The following is a 17823-nucleotide window of genomic DNA, read 5'->3' on the forward strand; positions in this document are numbered from 1 at the left end:
CGCGCTCCACAACGTGGGCCATAGACCCGCGCATCCAGTGACTAAGTCGGGTGTTATCGTGCGAGAGTGCATAATCTTCGTCGGTGGTATGCAGCTCGTGGTGTCAAGTCTTGACGCGCTGCTGCGACCAACCTATAATAGGTCGGCTTTTTCGATATTACGTTGAGGAGCACTCGACCGTGCAAAATCGTAATCTTTTATCGCTTCTGCTCATTATTAGTGCTACCGGACTGGCATTGGCCGTGAACTTTGCCCCGAACAATATCTTCTTTGGCCGCGATGTCAGCATCCGTCTTGGCCTCGATCTCCAAGGTGGTATACAGGTGTTGCTACGCTCAGCCGATCCTGATGCAACCGCAGACGAGATTGCCACTGCTGCTCGTGTGATCGAACAGCGGGTCAACGCACTCGGTGTCGGCGAAACGGTTGTGCAGCAGGCTGGAAACAACCGGATCATTGTCGAGTTGCCGGGGGTTGCCAATCCCGAACAGGCAATTGAAACATTACGTGGTACCGGTCGCTTGGAATTTATCGACCCGCAAGGTCAATATCTGGCCGACGGCACTATCGTGCGCACCTCGAGTAGTCCGAATCCTCCCCAGTTAGCCGAGAGCGATACCGTTACCGATGTAACGAGCCTCGGCCCAATTTATCAGAGCATTACCGATGGCGCCGATCTCGATACCAGCGCCGTACAACCCACCTTTTCGCAGGGTGGTGCACTTGGTAGCCGACCGGCTGTCTCGTTTGCCTTCCGTGGCGAATCAGCAAGACGGTTAGCTTCATTTACTGCCGCAAATGTTGGGCGGCCAATGTGTATTGTGCTTGATAATGTGGTTGTCAGTTGTCCGGTGATTAACGCCGCGTTAACCGATGGTTCTGGAATTATTGAAGTAAGTACGGAAGCTGATCGTAATCGTATCTTCAATCAGTTGAAGTACGGTGCTCTGCCGGTTCCACTCGTGATCGAGACGAGCCGAACGGTGACGGCGACCCTGGGGCGAGAGAGTGTAGCAGCCAGTATTACAGCCGGAGTTGTTGGTCTGGCGGTGGTCGCAGCCTTTATGATTTTATTCTATCGGGGACCCGGCGTCGTTGCAACGGTTGCACTGCTCATCTACACGATCATCAGTTTCGCGATTTACCGTCTGATTCCGATCACACTGACCCTGCCCGGTATTGCCGGATTTATTCTCTCGATTGGACTCGCCGTTGATGCCAACGTATTGATCTTTGCCCGCCTCCGCGAAGAGTACCGCCGCGGACGTGATATTCGCAGTGCGCTCGAATTAGGTTTCGTTGAATCCTGGCCAGCCATCCGCGACTCAAGCGTTTCAACCTTGATCACGAGTATTGTGCTGTTTATGTTCGGCAACAGCTTCGGTGTCAGTTTGATCAAAGGCTTTGCGCTTACACTTGGTCTCGGCATTGTGATCAGTCTGTTCACTGCTGTTGTTGTCTCACGAACATTTCTACGTCTGCTCCTGCCGTTGTTTAGCGATGAACGTGCCTGGTGGTTTGGCGTGGATCGCCGTTCAGCAACACCAACTGCGCAGGCTGTCTCGTAGGTATTCAACGACATCGTTCACCTGTGATCGTGAATGGGAGTAACACCTGTATGGAACATCTTGTCCGCCGTCGCTATTGGTGGTTTACGTTTTCAATCCTGGTGATCTTGCCGGGCTTATATATGCTCTTCTTGCATCCTTTAGTCACTACCGGGCGATTTACTATCGGCCTGCGTCCAAGCATTGACTTTGCCGGTGGTGCATTGTGGGAATTGCGTTTTCCTGAGACCGCGCCTGAGCGTTTGAGCACTGATCGGATCGCAGCAGCGTTTGCCGCAGCGGGCTTCGAGAATGCACTGGTTCAGCTCAGCCCAACCCAAATTGACGGGAAAGCAGTAGCAGCCGCATTAGTACGCACCCGTCCACTTAGCGAGTCGGATCCCAACACCGAAATTGATGCCGTGATGAAGGCACTCTCTACCGAATTTGGCAACGTTAGTCGGGAACGACTGGAAAGTGTTGGACCAACCGTCAGTGCCGAATCAACCCGCAGTGCGATTATTGCCGTGCTCGGCGCGTCACTAATTATCTTGCTCTACCTGACTTGGGCCTTCCGCAAGGCACCGCACCCTGTCCGCTACGGCGTATGTGCCATTATCGCGATGCTGCACGACGTATTGGTAGTACTTGGGATTGCTGCCGTTTTAGGCGCAACCATCGGCTTAGAGGTCGATGCGCTCTTCCTGACCGCTTTGCTAACAACCCTTAGCTTTTCGGTACACGATACCATTGTTGTGTTCGACCGCATTCGTGAGAACCTGCTGAATCGGCATCCGGCTGAAACCTTCGATGATATTGTCAACCATAGTCTGGTGCAGACTCTCCCACGGTCGATCAACACTCAGCTTACCACCTTCTTTACACTTACTGCCCTCTTGTTGTTTGGTGGTGATACTATCCGGAACTTTGTCTTGATGCTGCTCATCGGCCTCATCAGCGGGACCTACTCATCAATCTTCAATGCGGCTCAGCTTTTGGTCGTGTGGGAACATCGAGAATGGCGTCATTGGTTTAAGCGCGGTCGGCGCGATGAGACGGCTCCAGCAATGTAACCTGATCAATCAGGTCAAACCAGGTCACTGAAACCGTTAACACTGCCTGCCGTATCAACATCACAATTTGCTGTAAACCGGTACTCGTGATATAATCGCTCACAACGTTCGTATGCGGCGCCATAGTGCGTCGGCGAACTTCAGATGCTCATCGAGATGGGCTGAGGGACTGGCCCGATGACGCCCGGCAACCCCCTGCGGGGAAGGTGCCAAATCCAGCGGCAATTGCCGAAAGATGAGAGGAACGAAGTTTATCGGAGCCTCTCGCCGTGCGAGTGGCTCCATCTTAATTACGACGCCTATGGAACTCCGCACTGTCTGGTGGGAAGACAACGCCGTTTGTCTGATCGATCAGCGTAAATTACCGCACATTGTTGAAGTCGTGCGCTGCACCGACCTGGATGCAGTGGTCTTTGCCATTCGGAGCATGCAGGTACGCGGTGCACCGGCAATCGGCTGCACTGCTGCCTATGGGATGGCTTTGGTTGCCCAGCGTAGCAATGCGAATACGCCTGCTGCGTTGCTGACCGAATTAGAACAGGCTAAACGCACCCTTGATGCCCAGCGACCAACCGCTGTTAATCTAGCCTGGGCAACCAGCCGGATGGTGCGCCAGGCTCATGCGCTGTTGAACGAAGATGTCACCATGATGAAGACAGCGCTTCTGGCGGAGGCCGAAGCGATCTTTGCCGAGGATCTGGCAATGTGCCATGCCATCGGCGATCATGGCGCACCACTGATTCCACTACGCGGACATGTTCTCACTCATTGCAACGCCGGTGGCCTGGCTACCGCTGGTTATGGCACAGCCCTCGCCCCAATCCGCACGGCATTTGCGCAGGGTCGCCCTATTCACGTCTTTGTCGATGAGACGCGGCCCTTCTTGCAAGGAGCACGGCTGACAGCCTGGGAATTGCTCCAAGCCGGTATCCCCCAAACGTTGATTACTGACAATATGGCCGCCTTTATGATGCAGCGTGGTCAAATAGACTGTGTGATTGTTGGCGCCGACCGGATTGCAGCTAACGGTGATGTGGCAAATAAAATTGGCACGTATGGATTAGCGATTCTTGCCCGTTATCATAATATTCCGTTTTACGTTGCTGCCCCTTACTCTACCATTGATCTCAACACTGCCAGCGGTGCCGACATTCCTATCGAAGAGCGTGACCCCAACGAAGTAACCCGTATTGCCGGAGTTGCGATTGCTCCCGATGGTGTCCCTGCCGCGCATCCGGCGTTCGATGTCACGCCCCACGAATTGATTACGGCTATCATTACTGAACGGGGCGTTGTGCGTCCACCATTCGTGGCTGCACTGCGTCAGCTTGAGAGTAAGCAATGAGTGGGTTGGGTTCGCTTGTGCCGGCTTGTCAGCCACTCTTACGCGGTGGTCTTCCCCACACGAATCCGGGCGTGGTAGCCCAGTTCATTTGCCGGTACCTGCCACAGACGCCAGCCTGTCCGTTACCACCGCCGCGAACATTGGCCGATACGCCATTTGCGCTGGCAGCACAAGGGTTGCCAGGCCTTCAGATCGATGTCGAACGTGACCGGCTGACGGTCGAACAGGAAACTCTGGAGCGTGAGGCCAACCGGGTTAGTCTGGCCTACCTGCGCAGTGAGGCCCAATTTGCAGCGCTGAGCGGCCCGGCTGTGACGGTGTTGGACGAGCTGTTACGCCGCTTAAATGCCGAAGAACGGCAACCGCTTGTGTTGAAGTACGAAACGATTGGTCCGGTTAGTCTGAGTCTGGCGCTGACCGATGACCAAGAACGCCCGCTGGCCTATGAACCGGCATGGCGAGAGGTGTTACTCCAACTTTGTAGTTTACGAGTATGGTGGCATCACCAGCAGTTGCAGGGCTACGCCTCTCATCGGCTGGCAATGATTGAGGAACCCTTCCTTGATGCACTCTTGACTCCACTGTGTCCACTGACCTGGGAAGAGGGACTTGATCTGCTCAGTCGGTTTCTCGCCGATCTCCCTGTTCATTGTGGTCTGTTTCTGAGAGGTCGTGTACACTGGTCAGAACTTTTGCACCTGCCGGTGGATGTGATAGGCTTTCATGTGATCGAACAAATCGATCTCCTCCTGCACACTGCAACAGAGCTGGCCGAGTTTTTGACCGATGGTGGCTGTCTGGCTTGGGGAATCGTCCCAACTGAACCCAGAGTGCTGAACAGTGTCCAGGCTGCCGGGCTGTGCGATCAGGTTGTGCAGGCAATGCAACGGGTTGCAGCAGCTACTGGCCTGCCGATGACCTTGGTCCAACAGCAATCATTCCTCTCATTTACTGGCAGTTTAAGCTATATGAGTCCTGATTATGCCGAGCGAGCATTAGACCTTTGTCTCGAAACAGTACAGTTACTTCAACAGAATCTGGATTCGAGGACTACTTAGATAGGGCCTAACCTGTTGATTGCAGGCCAGGCAAGGAGAAAACACCGTGAAAATCGTGGTTACCGGTTCACTTGCATTTGATTACATTATGGATTTTCCTGGCTATTTTAAAGATTTTATGCTCACCGACAAAGCGCATATCATTTCAGTCAGTTTTCTGGTAGACTCGATGCGTAAATTGCGCGGTGGGGTGGCCGGGAATATCGCCTACAATCTCGCTCTGCTCGGTGAACGGCCCTTGATTGTTGGAGCAGCCGGTCACGATTTTGACGGATACCGGGCAATGCTCGAAGCATGTGGAGTTGATACCAGTGGAATTATGATCGTCGAGCACGAGTTTACTTCCTCGTGCTTTATTAATACCGATCAGGCAAATAACCAGATCGTTGCGTTCTATGCCGGAGCAATGGGGCACGATCATCACAATTCTCTTCTACATCGTGGTTTGACAGCCAACGATCTCGTGTTAATCTCGCCTACCAGTCCAGAGGCAATGCGCCGCTTCGCACTTGAGTGTCAGCAGATGGGTGTCCCCTATATCTTCGACCCCGGAAAGCAGACGCCGCGTCTTGATGCCGATCTACTGATGATTGGCATAAAAGGGGCACGTCTTTTGATCAGCAATGATTACGAGTTCGGGATGATGGCAAAGTGCCTCGGTATCAGTGAAGCGGAATTGATTGCCCAGGCTCCGATCACGGTTGTGACTCGCGGTAGCGAAGGATCACAGATATACGTTGCCGGTCAACTTGCTGCCACAATTCCAATCGCGCCGGTAAAAGAAGTACGCGATCCAACCGGCGCCGGTGATGCGTATTTGGCCGGTATTGCCTTTGGTCTGGCCCGGCAGTTACCGCTCGAAATCACCGGACGGATTGCGGCTCTTTGTGCAGCGTATGCAATTGAGGAGCGGGGTTGCCAGGAGCATCGTTTTACCTTGCAAGAATTCGCTCATCGCTACCGAACTGCGTTCGGTCACGATCTACCACTCGCCGCACTGTCACTTCAGGAGGCTGCATGAGGTGGGGTATCTTGAGCGCCGGTCGCATTGCCCGTCGCTTCGCCAACGCACTGGCTCATTCGTTAACAGAGCAGATTGTTGCCATTGCGGCACGCGATGCTGATCGTGCTGCTGCTTTCGCTAGCGAATTCGGCATTTCCCGTGCCTACGGTGATTACGCTGCATTACTCAACGATCCTGAAGTGGAGGCTGTTTACAACGCTCTACCGAATAGTCTGCACGCTCAATGGTCAATTGCCGCTTTGCAGGCCGGTAAACATGTCTTATGCGAAAAGCCAATGGCAACTTCCCTCGCCGATGGTCTGGCAATGGTAGCCGCTGCGCAGGCCAATCGTCGGCTCTTGATGGAAGCATTTATGTATCGCTTCCATCCCCAAACGATCACCGTCCAACAATTGTTGGCCGATGGTGTTATTGGGGAAGTGAAACAGGTGCGAGGGAGTTTTGCCTTTCTGCTTGATGATGCCACAAATATCCGCCTGAATGCTGAATTGGGTGGCGGTGCTCTGTACGATATAGGTTGCTATCCGCTGAGTTATGCACGAATGGCGTTTGGCGTTTGCCCACAGCAAGCTACGGCCTTCGTTGCCGGTGAAACGGTTGACCTGAGTGTGAGCGGCCTGCTCCGCTTTGCTGCCGATCATGGTGCAGTGGTGACGTGTAGTTTCCAGAACGCATGGAATCAGCGGGTGGAGATCATCGGTGATGCCGGTTGGATTCACCTTGACCGTCCGTTTAACCCGACCCCCGATCTGGCAACCACGGTTACGGTTGCGCGTGGTCGCAGGCATGTATTAGTAGAAACATTGACGATCCCGCCAGCCGATCAATTTCGCCTCGAAGCAGAAGGGTTCGCTGCTCTAGCAAACAGTACAGTCCCCATTCCTTCGGTCGGTGCGATGCCGTTAACCGAATCACTCGATAACCTGGCTACAATGGAAGCGCTACTGACGAGCGCTGTTACTGCATCTCATACGGTGATCCACAAGCCGACGATCACGCCGGAATGGCCGGTGGGAATGTCGCTTGTTCATTAGAAAAAGGAGAGAATACCCGCTATGACCGTAAGCTACGACATCAAAGATATTAACCTGGCCGAACAGGGTCGCAAGCGGATCGAATGGGCAGAAAAGGAGATGCCAGTTCTGCGCTTGATCCGCGAACGGTTTGCGCGCGAACGGCCCCTGGCCGGCTTGCGCATCAGCGCCTGTCTGCACGTAACCACTGAAACTGCCAATCTGATGCGTACCCTGGCTGCCGGCGGAGCCGATGTCGTCCTGGTTGCATCCAATCCGCTCAGCACACAGGATGACGTGGCCGCCGCATTAGTAGCCTACGAAGAGATTCCGGTCTTTGCGATCAAAGGCGAGAGCAACGACGTGTACTACCGCCACATCCGGGCGGCACTCGATCACAATCCACAACTGACGATGGACGACGGCGCCGATCTCGTGACCGGTGTACTAAAAGATCGGCCTGATCTGATTCCTCACATGGTTGGTAGTACTGAAGAGACAACGACCGGTGTTATTCGGCTGAAGGCCATGGCACGCGAGGGTGTTCTTCCCTTTCCGGTGATCGCCGTAAACGATAGCGATACCAAGCACATGTTTGATAATCGCTACGGCACGGGCCAGAGCACGCTCGATGGCATCATCCGCGCTACCAATATCTTGCTCGCCGGAAAGACGTTCGTTGTGGCCGGCTACGGTTGGTGCTCACGGGGAATCGCCGAACGCGCACGTGGCCTGGGCGCAAACGTTATTGTTACCGAGATTGATCCGGTGAAGGCCCTGGAAGCGGTTATGGATGGATTCCGCGTGATGCCGATGGAAGAGGCAGCGCGACAGGCTGATTTCATCGTTACCGCAACCGGAAACAAACATGTGATCGACAGCAACGCCTTCGCTGTTATGAAAGATGGCTGCGTGATCGCGAATAGCGGTCATTTCAATGTCGAAATCAACATCCCGGCGCTAGAGGCAATGAGTGTTGAGAAACGTCAGCCACGTGCGTTCGTCGAGCAATACATTCTGCGCGATGGACGAGCGATCAACTTGCTTGGCGAAGGCCGTCTAATCAATCTGGCCAGCGCCGAAGGGCATCCGAGCGCGGTTATGGATATGAGTTTTGCCAATCAGGCACTGGCCAGCGAATTCCTGCTGCGTAATCGTGGAAAATTGCCGGTTGGCGTGCATGCACTGCCAAAAGAGTTGGATCGCGAGATCGCGTCGCTGAAACTGGCCGCGATGGGAATCCGCATCGATACACTGACCCCTGAACAGGAAGCGTATCTCAACTCGTGGCAAGAAGGTACGTAGTACTCACGTAGCAGGTGGCGTGAAACGTTTGATCATCACGCCACCTGTCCATGCTCACAGGTGCGGAGCCAACGGCGTATCAACGATTTACGAACCGATTTGGGCAAGTTTTAGACAATGACAGAGGTTGACTATGTCAAGCACCTTCATGAACTCGCCGCGCTTCTACTTCACCAGCGAAAGTGTGAGCGAAGGCCACCCTGACAAAATGTGCGATCAGATCAGTGACGCTATTCTTGATGCCTTTCTGAGCCACGATCCGAAGGCACGAGTTGCAGTAGAGACGGCGACAACGACGGGTTTGATCGTGGTATTAGGTGAAGTCACTTACGAACGTGGTTACATCCCAATTGAGGAGATCGTCCGACGCACGGTTAAAGAGATCGGTTACACCAGCGCCGACTATGGATTTGATGCAGATACATGCGGTGTGATGGTTGCGATCCATGGCCAATCTCCTGACATCGCCATGGGGGTCGATAAAGCGCTCGAAGCTAAGATCGGAGCAATGAACGATGATGTCGAAGCAGTCGGTGCTGGCGATCAAGGCATGATGTTCGGATTTGCCTGTGATGAAACCCCCGAACTCATGCCGGCCAGTATCGCGCTGGCCCATCGCCTGATCCGGCGTCTCGAACGAGTACGTAAAGACGGCACACTGCCGTATCTGCGGCCTGATGCAAAGTCGCAGGTTACTGTCGAGTACAGCTATGGCAAACCGGTGCGCGTCGACACTGTTCTGATCAGTAGTCAGCACGCACCGGATGTGACACAAGAGCAAATTCGCGCCGATCTGATTGAGCACGTGATCAAGACCGAGATTCCTGAGAACTGGCTTGACGCACAAACCAAGATATTCATTAATCCGACCGGACGGTTTGTGATCGGTGGGCCAATGGGTGATAGTGGTCTGACCGGACGCAAGATTATCGTTGATACTTACGGTGGGGTTGCCCGTCACGGTGGTGGTGCATTCAGCGGGAAAGACCCATCAAAGGTCGACCGTAGTGCGGCCTACGCCTGCCGCTGGGTGGCAAAGAACATTGTTGCTGCCGGTCTTGCCCGTCGGGTCGAGCTGCAAGTCAGCTACGCTATTGGCGTTGCCCGTCCATTGTCACTTAGCGTCGAGACCTTTGGCACCGCTACCGTACCAGATGAGGTCATTCTGAAAGCGGTGAACGAGGTGTTTGATCTTCGTCCAGGTGCCATCATCCGCGATCTCGACTTGCGTCGTCCGATTTACCGTAAGACGGCAGCCGGTGGTCATTTTGGCCGTACTGATATTGATCTGCCCTGGGAGCGTACCAATCGGGTGGAAGAGCTGCGTCGTGCCGCCGGTTTATAATGGGGATGAGACGATCCAGCGCATAGGGGCGGGACATAAACCCGCCCCTATTAATGTGCTATAAACTACATCTTGAACTCATGCCCAGTAATCGATACTATTACAGAGCATTACGTTCACACATCTGACCTTCTAGACACTGGAGCTAACGATATGCGACGGGTTGTGCACGTTTTCGCTGACTATGCTCTACTCACCATTGGTGCTTTGCTAAGCGCAACGGCGGTGCGCTTTTTTTTGGTGCCCAATCAAGTTGTGACCGGCGGAGTCACAGGTGTTGCGCAACTGCTCAACACCTTTGTTGGTACACCAGTTGGCATTGTGGTGCTGATTCTGAACATTCCGCTCTTGATCGCGGGCTGGCGCTATTTGGGAGGGACTGTCTTTGGCATCCGAACCTTCTACACCGTCACAGTGATGTCACTCGCCATTGATGCTCTGGCATCATTCGCCCGGCCAATCACTAACGACCCGCTTCTCTATAGTCTATACGGCGGGGTCATTGACGGAGTCGGGATCGGGCTGGTTTTGCGGGCACGCGGGACGACCGGCGGCAGTGATATTCTGGCGCGCCTGATCGAACGGCGCTTTGGCGTACAACCCGGACGTAGTCTGCTCGGTTTCGATACGCTGGTCTTTACCGCAGCACTCTTTAGCTACGGCCCCGAGAAGATCATGTATGCGCTTCTGGTAGCATTTACCGCGAGTCGAGCAATCGATACCGTGTTGGCAGCCGGGAAGGGAGCACGTCAAGCCCTGATTATTACTTCGTCACCCGATCCGATCCGACAGGCTGTCTTGCACCAGCTTGGACGAGGGATCACCCAACTCGAAGCCATCGGTGGTTATACCGGAGCCACACGAGCCGTGCTGCTCTGCGCAGTTGCTCGAACTGAAATCGGTGCATTGAAAAACCTGGTCAATACGATTGACCCCGCGGCATTTGTGATTATCGGTGAGGTTGAAGAGGTTCTGGGTGAGGGGTTTAGTCGATCAACGTAAGTTCAGCAACAACCAGCTATCGTAGGGCGGGCCAGAAACCCGCCCCTCCTATTCATAAAGCTGCCCGTTCCATCATCGCCGCTATGGCGGTGGCAAGGAGTGACATCTGACCACCCCCGCCTTGTGCCATGCGGGCATGACCACCACCACGTCCACCCAGCACTTTCATTCCTACTGCCAGAATTTCACGAGCATCGACAGCAGTATCACTGGCACAAGCCACTACTACCTGAGCGCGTTCGGTGCCGCCGGCAACAATGGCAATGCCACCCGGCAGTTCCGCGATGAAGCCGGCAATGGTACGTAGCCGTTCAAGGTCAGCATCGGGCAGCGTCGCTGTTACCACGCGCCGTCCATTGACAGGTGGTGTCTGAGCATACCACTGCGCAGCCCGTAACGCATCAAGTTCACGACGAGTTTGGGTCAATTCGCGTTGTAGCCCTTGGAGTGTCTCTTGTAGACGACTGACTGCCGCCGGTAATTCAGCCCATCCCACACTCAGAGCCGACGCGGCAGACCGGATCGCTCGATCGCGCTCGTGCAGAGCAGTGATCACCCGGCCACCGCACACAAATTCAACCCTAGTCATCCCACGGTGTCGTGACCAACCTGTCACAACAATCGCCCCAACCTCACCAGTGCGCGCCGGGTGTGTTCCGCCACAAGCCGAATGGTCGATGTTACCAATGCTAACGACACGCACAGAGTCACTGACCGTCGGCGGTTTGCGTAGTGGAATCTGTGTCAGCTCAGTCGGGCTAACGAAGCGAGCATAGATGGGCAGATTAGCCCAGACAGCTTGATTGGCCCAGGCTTCGGCAGCCTGAACCTGATCTTCATTCAGGTTGGTGACATCGAGATCGATGGTAACGCTCCGCTCGCTCAGATGGAATGAAACCGTTGCTGCTTGACAGGTGGCAATAAACGCCGCCGTCAAAATATGTTGCCCACAGTGTTGCTGCATATGATCGAAGCGGCGTGCCCAGTTGATCTGACCGGTAACAGTTGTACCAAGAGCGGGGAGCGGTTCACTTGCAGAGAGAATATGCCAGACGACACCATTGTCACTCTGCACATCGACAACCGGCCAACGACGATCAGGCGCCGAGGCAGCTTCGATCCAACCCTGATCAGCCGGTTGTCCACCACCTGCCGGGTAGAAGGCGCTACGGTCAAGTGCTACTGCCGGACGTCCGTTGTATTCAGAACTGGCAATCACCTGTGCAGTAAATGTCGTCAGGTAAGAGTCATCGTAGTATAGGCGAGTGGTAGTGTCCATAGGTGACTATCGGTTGATAAGCGTATATCTCAGGTAAATACCTTAACCGGTCGCCAGTACGCACCGTCACGGTGGAGTAATGCAATAAGTTTGCCGGTGGGATCGTGGGCCCGCGCCCGCGTTGCGTCGAGGTTGCCAGCCGGAATAGCCATCCCGTTGCGTACTCTGCTCGCTTCCGCTGCGCTGAGTTGGAGCAGAGGCCAATCTGATAATACAATGTCAGGCGGAACGAGATGTCTGATCACCGATGCACGATCGGTCAACTCTGCAAGTGGAATGGCCTGTTCGAGCCGAAATGGTCCCACGAAAGTACGCTGCAACGCCGCGAGATGTCCACCACAACCCAGCGCGGTTCCAATATCGCGAGCCAGCGCACGAATGTAGACTCCTTTACCACATTCCACTGCGATTACGAGATCAGGTGGATTGTACGACACGAGCGTAAGCTGATCAATGCGTACCGGTCGCGCCGCTAACGTGATCTCAGCACCGGCCCGAGCTAAGGTGTATGCCCGCTGTCCGTCTACGTGGAGCGCCGAAAAGACCGGTGGTTGTTGAACAATCGTGCCACGGAATTGGGCCAACACGGCCTCAAGCTCGGCGACGGTGATGTCCGGTACCGGTCTGGTGACCATTGGCTCACCTTCACGATCATCGGTAGTCGTTTGCACGCCCAGCCGCACCACACCAAGGTACCCTTTCCTGGCATCGACCAACTGATCGATCAGGCGCGTCGCACTGCTAAGGGCAATCGGAAGCACACCTGTTGCCGATGGATCGAGTGTGCCGGCATGACCAACCTTCACCGTTTTGCCGACCAGTCGCCGGATGTGCGCTACTACATCGTGCGACGTGAAACCTGCGGGCTTATCGATAACCAGAAATCCAACCAACTCCGTCATAGATTGCTCTGCACAGCCTGGCGTAATACCGGTAAGACTTCAGCTACTGCTGCTTCGAGACTCATCGCCAGCGTTGCCCCTGCCGCCTGACGATGACCACCCCCTCCCCAGCGTTGAGCAACGGCGGCGACATCAATACTGGGAACCGAACGCAGACTAATCTTTACCGTACCATCGGGGCGTTCGCGAAAGAGCACACAGGCCCGCATCCCGGCCACTCGCTGCAAACGGGAGATTGTATCATCCGTTGCCGACTCATCGGCTTGTGCTGCACGTAACATCTCTTGCGAAACGATCGTCCAGAAGATACCATCTTCATGCTGCAACTGCGACATCGCCATACCGGTTAAGCGCAATGTCGAAGGCGGGATCGAGAAAAAAACGGCATCGACCACACGCTGCTTATCGGCACCTGCTTCGAGCAGCGCAGCCGCACGGCGGAATGTCGCCGGCGCTACACTTGGAATTTGAAATCCCTGCGTATCGGTAAGGATGCCCAGATACAAACAGGTTGCCGCTGCAGGCGAAACAGGCCAGGCGAGAGCGGTGAACAGATCAAATAACACCTCTGCACACGCAGCAGCTTGTGGCTGGATGACACTCACCGCACCGCCGCCATCATTTGTTGCGTGGTGATCGACGATAATGAGCGGTTTGGAACGGAGGAACGCCTCATGCTCATCATAAATCAAGCCAGCACGTGAGAGATGAGCTACATCGACCATCCAAATCAGATCACACTCCGGAAGTGGTGAACCTGACTGGTAAACCTGAAGATCGGCAAAGCCGGGTAAGACCGTACAATAATCAATTGGCGCAGAGGGAGCCAGAGCGATAACATCTTTGCCAAGTTCACGCAACACATGCACGGTAGCCAGCATTGACCCGATGGCGTCACCATCTGGGTTAACATGGCTCAAGACAAGAATCCGTTGCGCCTGGGCCACTATGCTGCGGATCGGTTCAACCGCTTGCAGAGGCTGAGTCAAAATCATAGTCCTCCTGTCGCAATGGGAGCGGCTGGCAGCACAATTCGATAGACAGAATGACCAGCGCGCTTCTTTATCTCTTTGAGACGTAGATTATGTCGCGGGCCAAGACGAGGGATCAGATGATTGAGACCGCTTACGACGACAAACCAGTATTCCCCACCAGGTCGCAGATGACGTAATGGTGCCAGAACAAATTCGTGTTCGATGGCGTAGTCGCCGATTTTAGCCGGAATGTTCGAGACGATCAAGTCGTAAGGGCCAGGAGGGGCATCGCTCAGGCCAACGCTCCCAAGGACTGTAACATTCGATGTTGCGTTCAGAACTGCATTGTGGCGAGCGTATCGTACTGCCAGCAGATCTTTATCAACCAGCGTCACTTCCGCTTGCGGAAAACGACGGGCCAGGCAGATGCCGATCACACCACAGCCACAACCGAGATCGAGAATCCGCTGTGGATCAGGCGATGACGGTTCAATCAGACGCAAAAGGAGATCGGTACCTTCATCGACCTGAAACGATGAAAAGATCGTATGCCCAACATCGAATAGAAACTGCTGACCGCGCAGTGTATACGTAATCCGCTTCTTGTAATACGGATCGAAGGGAGCGTCATTGCTGTTCATCATCAATCTTTGGTGGATTGATCAGCCGTTCTTGCTGAATTGCACGGAACACTTCATCAATATGCATGGTGTAATCGAGCGACGTATCCTGAATGAGGTGAAGTTCGGGAATAAACCGCATATATCCCATCTCTTCAGCAATTCGCTTCCGCAAAAAGCCACGTGCTCGCTGTAAAACTGCCATTGTCGCCTCACGTTCTTCCGGCGAACCCATCACCGAAATACGAACCTTTGCGTGCTGAAGATCGGCACTCACTTCGACTCCGGTCACTGTGGCAAAACCAACGCGCGGATCTTTCAATTCTTTCTGTATCACTTCGCCGAGAATACGTTGCATCGTATCGGCAACTTGTTGTAATCGTTGTTTTGCCATAGGGTTACTCGCTTTCTTTACTTTATGACCTGTGAAACAGGCGTCAACGCCTGATGTGAAGAGAAAGGAGGTAATCAAGGACTCGCAACATCGTTGCACACCCCGCAGGGCAGGTTTACAAACCAACCCAGACGGGGTATGCAACGTTCAGAGTACAGGCACAACGTTAAACGCACAACAGTCGTACCAGAGCTTAGAGTGACGCTGCGACCGTCTCCTGACGATAGAACTCCAGCGCATCACCGATCTCAATATCGTTAAAGCCTTCAACAATCAGACCACACTCATAGCCAGCCGTCACCTCACGCACATCGTCCTTAAAGCGTTTCAGTGACGAAATCTTACCATCGTGGATCACCACACCACGGCGCAAGACGCGCACATTCTGACCGGTGCGTGTCACTTTACCATCGGTCACATAGACACCGGCCACGACCTCGCGGGTTGGTAATCGGAACGTATTGCGCACCTCGGCATAGCCTTCAACCACCTCTTTAACGGTTGGCGCCAGCATACCGGCCATTGCCTTCTTCAAATCATCTTGCAACTGATAGATGATGTTGTAGAAGCGAATATCAACCCCATGCTGCTCGGCATGACGACGGGCGGCCGGATCGGGGCGGGCATTGAAACCGATGATGATCGCATGACTGGCCAGGGCAAGATTGACATCTCCCTCGGTAATAGCGCCAACCCCACGGTGGATGATCCGGGTCTGCACCGCCTGCTGAGACTGGTTCAACTGCTCGATCAGGTGTGCAATAGCATCAAGCGATCCTTGCACATCAGCTTTCAGGATCAAGTTCAGTTCTTTCACCTGTCCCTGTTTCACCTTACCAAACAGCTCTTCGAGGCTGGTGCCACGAACCGTCGCGGCCATCGCTTCAGCTCGCTGCTGCCGCTGACGCTGCAAGGCAATTTCACGTGCCACGACCAGATCGTCCATCACCTGCAAAATGTCACCGGCCTGCGGTACACCTTCCAGGCCAACAATTTCCACCGGTGTTGAAGGTTCAGCATTGCGGAGGCGTTTGCCGCTATCGCTAAACATCGACTTAATCTTACCGGCGACACACCCGACCAGCACATTATCCTCAAGATGAAGGGTTCCGTTCTGGATCAGCACCGTTGCGACCGGCCCACGGCTCTTGTCAAGCTTTGCTTCGATGATAGTGCCGACTGCCGGAGCATTCGGATTAGCGCGCAGGTCTTCAAGATCGGCTACCAGCAAGATCATCTCCAACAGGCCATCGATATTGATTTTCTGGCGTGCCGAAACATGCACGCAAGGCACATTTCCACCGTACTCTTCAACAATCACACCAACATTTGCCAACTGCTGCTTGATCCGATCAGGGTTAGCCGTCGGTAGATCAATTTTATTAATCGCTACGATCATAGGCACCCCGGCGGCTTTCACGTGGGCAATCGCCTCTTCGGTCTGCGGTTTTACGCCATCATCAGCCGCAACCACCAGCACCACAATATCAGTCACCTGGGCGCCACGAGCACGCATAGCGGTAAACGCCTCGTGTCCTGGTGTATCGAGAAAGGTGATCTTCCGATGATTAACCTCAACCTGGTACGCACCGATATGCTGTGTAATGCCACCGGCCTCACCTTCAGCCACCCGTGTCGAGCGAATCGCATCGAGCAGCTTTGTCTTGCCGTGGTCAACGTGACCCATAATCGTCACTACCGGCGGTCGCGGACGCATCTCTTCGGGGGGTTGCGCTTTCAAAACTTCTTTGATGTTTTCAACAATACCCGCCATTCGTTCGGGTACAATTTCAGTCGTCTCAACTCCAAAATCGGCCATGATCAGCGCCGCCGTCTCGTAGTCGATCTGCTGGTTGATATTGGCCAGTATTCCTCCTTTGAGCATCGCCTTCAGAATATCGGCAGCACCAATCCCAGTGGCTTCAGAGAGTTCACGTACCGTCATCACGGGTGGTAAAGCTACTGGCCCACGAGGACGAACCACCGGTCGCGGTGTTGCTGGCGTTGGTGGACGGCGCAACACATGATCGCGCTCACGTTCTTCAGGTTGTTGACGGCCACGGGCCGACTGTGCATTCTGATTACGGCCACGGGCATTGTTGCTCCCGCGTCCAGCCGCTGGGGTTGGAGCACCGCGAGCAGGTGGTGTCGTTGTGTTACGGGCATTCGCCGCTCCACCGGTTTTTCCGGCGCCGGTAGCCGGTGTACTGCGCTGAGCTGCTGGCGTGGTTTGATTACGACCAGATGTCGCAGGCCGGCCACTTCCGGTAGACTGATTCCCTGCCGAACGACCGGTACCTGACGACGCATTCGGATTGCGTCCGGTACTGGTATTAGGTGAGCCGGTAGCGACACGATTATTGCCTGCCTGGCCGGTGCTGCGTCCGGTACCCGTTCCCGTACTTCCTGTATCACGTCGTGGTTTATCGCTCATCGTCATCATCCTTTCTGAGGAGAGCAACCTGGAAAGATTGATCTCCCTCACTATTCAGGTACAGGTACGTCAACGGCGCCGATAGCAGCAATTGAGCCAGTTGCAGACCGACATCGGTCAATTACATTGCTGATGGTCTATTACGTACAGCGAGCCATCGCTAACGTGCATGGGCGACAGGCTACTCGGCTACCGTTGACTCCCTCTCCTGAAGGAACTGCTGTCCTCTTGCTTCGATTGCTGCCCGATCCTCGGGATGCAACGCCGCAATCTTCAACGCCCGCTCAATCGCATTGCGGCGCAAGGCCTGACTCCAGCAGGCAGGATTGTGGCACAAATATGCACCACGTCCGGGCTGCTTGCCAGTTGGATCGATAGAAACACGCCCATCAGCACGACGCACCAGACGAATCAATGCTCGCTTGGCATCACTTTGTCGGCAGACGATACACATCCGTTGTGGTACGTGCCGTGGACGTGGCCCACCGGTCTTGAGGTTGGCCGCCAT

The 17823-nt window shown here is 54.5% G+C and carries 17 protein-coding genes and 1 riboswitch; of the genes, 9 read left to right on the plus strand and 8 right to left on the minus strand.

The genetic code is table 11. The features are described from left to right. Nucleotides 1-179: 179 nt before the first annotated feature. Both secD and secF read left to right on the plus strand, forming a co-directional pair. Entirely contained in the window at nucleotides 180-1568 is a 1389-nt protein-coding gene (secD, locus tag QTO31_RS09240) for a protein translocase subunit SecD (protein WP_301428866.1), read from the plus strand. 50 nt (nucleotides 1569-1618) lie between these two features. Next, nucleotides 1619-2620: a protein translocase subunit SecF gene (gene secF / locus QTO31_RS09245; protein WP_301428867.1), complete on the plus strand. Its 1002-nt coding sequence runs from the start codon at nucleotides 1619-1621 to the stop codon at nucleotides 2618-2620. Here the strand turns inward: secF and QTO31_RS09250 are convergent. Then, nucleotides 2580-2723 (minus strand): hypothetical protein, encoded by a 144-nt coding sequence (locus QTO31_RS09250; RefSeq protein ID WP_301428868.1) that lies wholly within the window; start codon nucleotides 2721-2723, stop codon nucleotides 2580-2582. The genes secF and QTO31_RS09250 overlap by 41 nt on opposite strands. Nucleotides 2724-2765: 42 nt before the next feature. After that, a riboswitch (SAM riboswitch) is annotated at nucleotides 2766-2862 on the plus strand. Between the two features lie 59 nt (nucleotides 2863-2921). Between QTO31_RS09250 and mtnA the strand changes: the two genes are divergently transcribed. The 7 genes from mtnA (at nucleotide 2922) to QTO31_RS09285 (ending at nucleotide 10712) form a co-directional block, all read left to right on the plus strand. Next, nucleotides 2922-3965: an S-methyl-5-thioribose-1-phosphate isomerase gene (gene mtnA, locus QTO31_RS09255; protein ID WP_301428869.1), complete on the plus strand. Its 1044-nt coding sequence runs from the start codon at nucleotides 2922-2924 to the stop codon at nucleotides 3963-3965. Continuing rightward, on the plus strand, nucleotides 3962-5023 hold the full coding sequence (locus QTO31_RS09260) for a hypothetical protein (RefSeq protein WP_301428870.1): 1062 nt from the start codon (nucleotides 3962-3964) through the stop codon (nucleotides 5021-5023). Before mtnA ends, QTO31_RS09260 begins: the two co-directional genes overlap by 4 nt. Before the next feature lie 46 nt (nucleotides 5024-5069). Continuing rightward, on the plus strand, nucleotides 5070-6044 hold the full coding sequence (locus QTO31_RS09265; RefSeq protein WP_031458725.1) for a carbohydrate kinase family protein: 975 nt from the start codon (nucleotides 5070-5072) through the stop codon (nucleotides 6042-6044). After that, entirely contained in the window at nucleotides 6041-7081 is a 1041-nt protein-coding gene (locus QTO31_RS09270; protein WP_301428871.1) for a Gfo/Idh/MocA family protein, read from the plus strand. The genes QTO31_RS09265 and QTO31_RS09270 overlap by 4 nt, the downstream gene beginning before the upstream one ends. 21 nt (nucleotides 7082-7102) lie before the next feature. Next, a complete protein-coding gene (ahcY, locus tag QTO31_RS09275; protein WP_301428872.1) occupies nucleotides 7103-8365 on the plus strand; it encodes an adenosylhomocysteinase in 1263 nt (420 codons plus the stop codon). A 133-nt stretch (nucleotides 8366-8498) separates the two neighbouring features. Continuing rightward, nucleotides 8499-9710, plus strand: a complete 1212-nt coding sequence (metK, locus tag QTO31_RS09280; protein ID WP_031458722.1) for a methionine adenosyltransferase — start codon at nucleotides 8499-8501, stop codon at nucleotides 9708-9710. A gap of 153 nt (nucleotides 9711-9863) precedes the next feature. Further along, nucleotides 9864-10712, plus strand: a complete 849-nt coding sequence (locus QTO31_RS09285) for a YitT family protein (RefSeq protein ID WP_031458721.1) — start codon at nucleotides 9864-9866, stop codon at nucleotides 10710-10712. A 52-nt stretch (nucleotides 10713-10764) separates the two neighbouring features. Here the strand turns inward: QTO31_RS09285 and QTO31_RS09290 are convergent, their stop codons facing one another. From QTO31_RS09290 to rnpM, 7 genes are all read right to left on the minus strand, one after another. Further along, entirely contained in the window at nucleotides 10765-11991 is a 1227-nt protein-coding gene (locus QTO31_RS09290) for an alanyl-tRNA editing protein (RefSeq protein WP_301428873.1), read from the minus strand. Between the two features lie 29 nt (nucleotides 11992-12020). After that, nucleotides 12021-12893, minus strand: coding sequence for a tRNA pseudouridine(55) synthase TruB (gene truB, locus QTO31_RS09295; RefSeq protein WP_301428874.1), 873 nt, complete (start codon nucleotides 12891-12893; stop codon nucleotides 12021-12023). Further along, nucleotides 12890-13888, minus strand: a complete 999-nt coding sequence (locus QTO31_RS09300; RefSeq protein WP_031458718.1) for a DHH family phosphoesterase — start codon at nucleotides 13886-13888, stop codon at nucleotides 12890-12892. The genes truB and QTO31_RS09300 overlap by 4 nt, the downstream gene beginning before the upstream one ends. Beyond that, nucleotides 13885-14508, minus strand: coding sequence for a class I SAM-dependent methyltransferase (locus QTO31_RS09305; protein WP_301428875.1), 624 nt, complete (start codon nucleotides 14506-14508; stop codon nucleotides 13885-13887). Before QTO31_RS09305 ends, QTO31_RS09300 begins: the two co-directional genes overlap by 4 nt. Further along, entirely contained in the window at nucleotides 14495-14881 is a 387-nt protein-coding gene (rbfA, locus tag QTO31_RS09310; protein ID WP_031458716.1) for a 30S ribosome-binding factor RbfA, read from the minus strand. Before rbfA ends, QTO31_RS09305 begins: the two co-directional genes overlap by 14 nt. 193 nt (nucleotides 14882-15074) lie before the next feature. Further along, nucleotides 15075-17315, minus strand: a complete 2241-nt coding sequence (infB, locus tag QTO31_RS09315; protein WP_301428876.1) for a translation initiation factor IF-2 — start codon at nucleotides 17313-17315, stop codon at nucleotides 15075-15077. Nucleotides 17316-17496: 181 nt separating this feature from the next. Next, nucleotides 17497-17823: an RNase P modulator RnpM gene (rnpM, locus tag QTO31_RS09320; RefSeq protein ID WP_031458714.1), complete on the minus strand. Its 327-nt coding sequence runs from the start codon at nucleotides 17821-17823 to the stop codon at nucleotides 17497-17499.

The sequence above is a fragment of the Chloroflexus sp. MS-CIW-1 genome (assembly GCF_030444705.1).
Lineage (GTDB): Bacteria > Chloroflexota > Chloroflexia > Chloroflexales > Chloroflexaceae > Chloroflexus.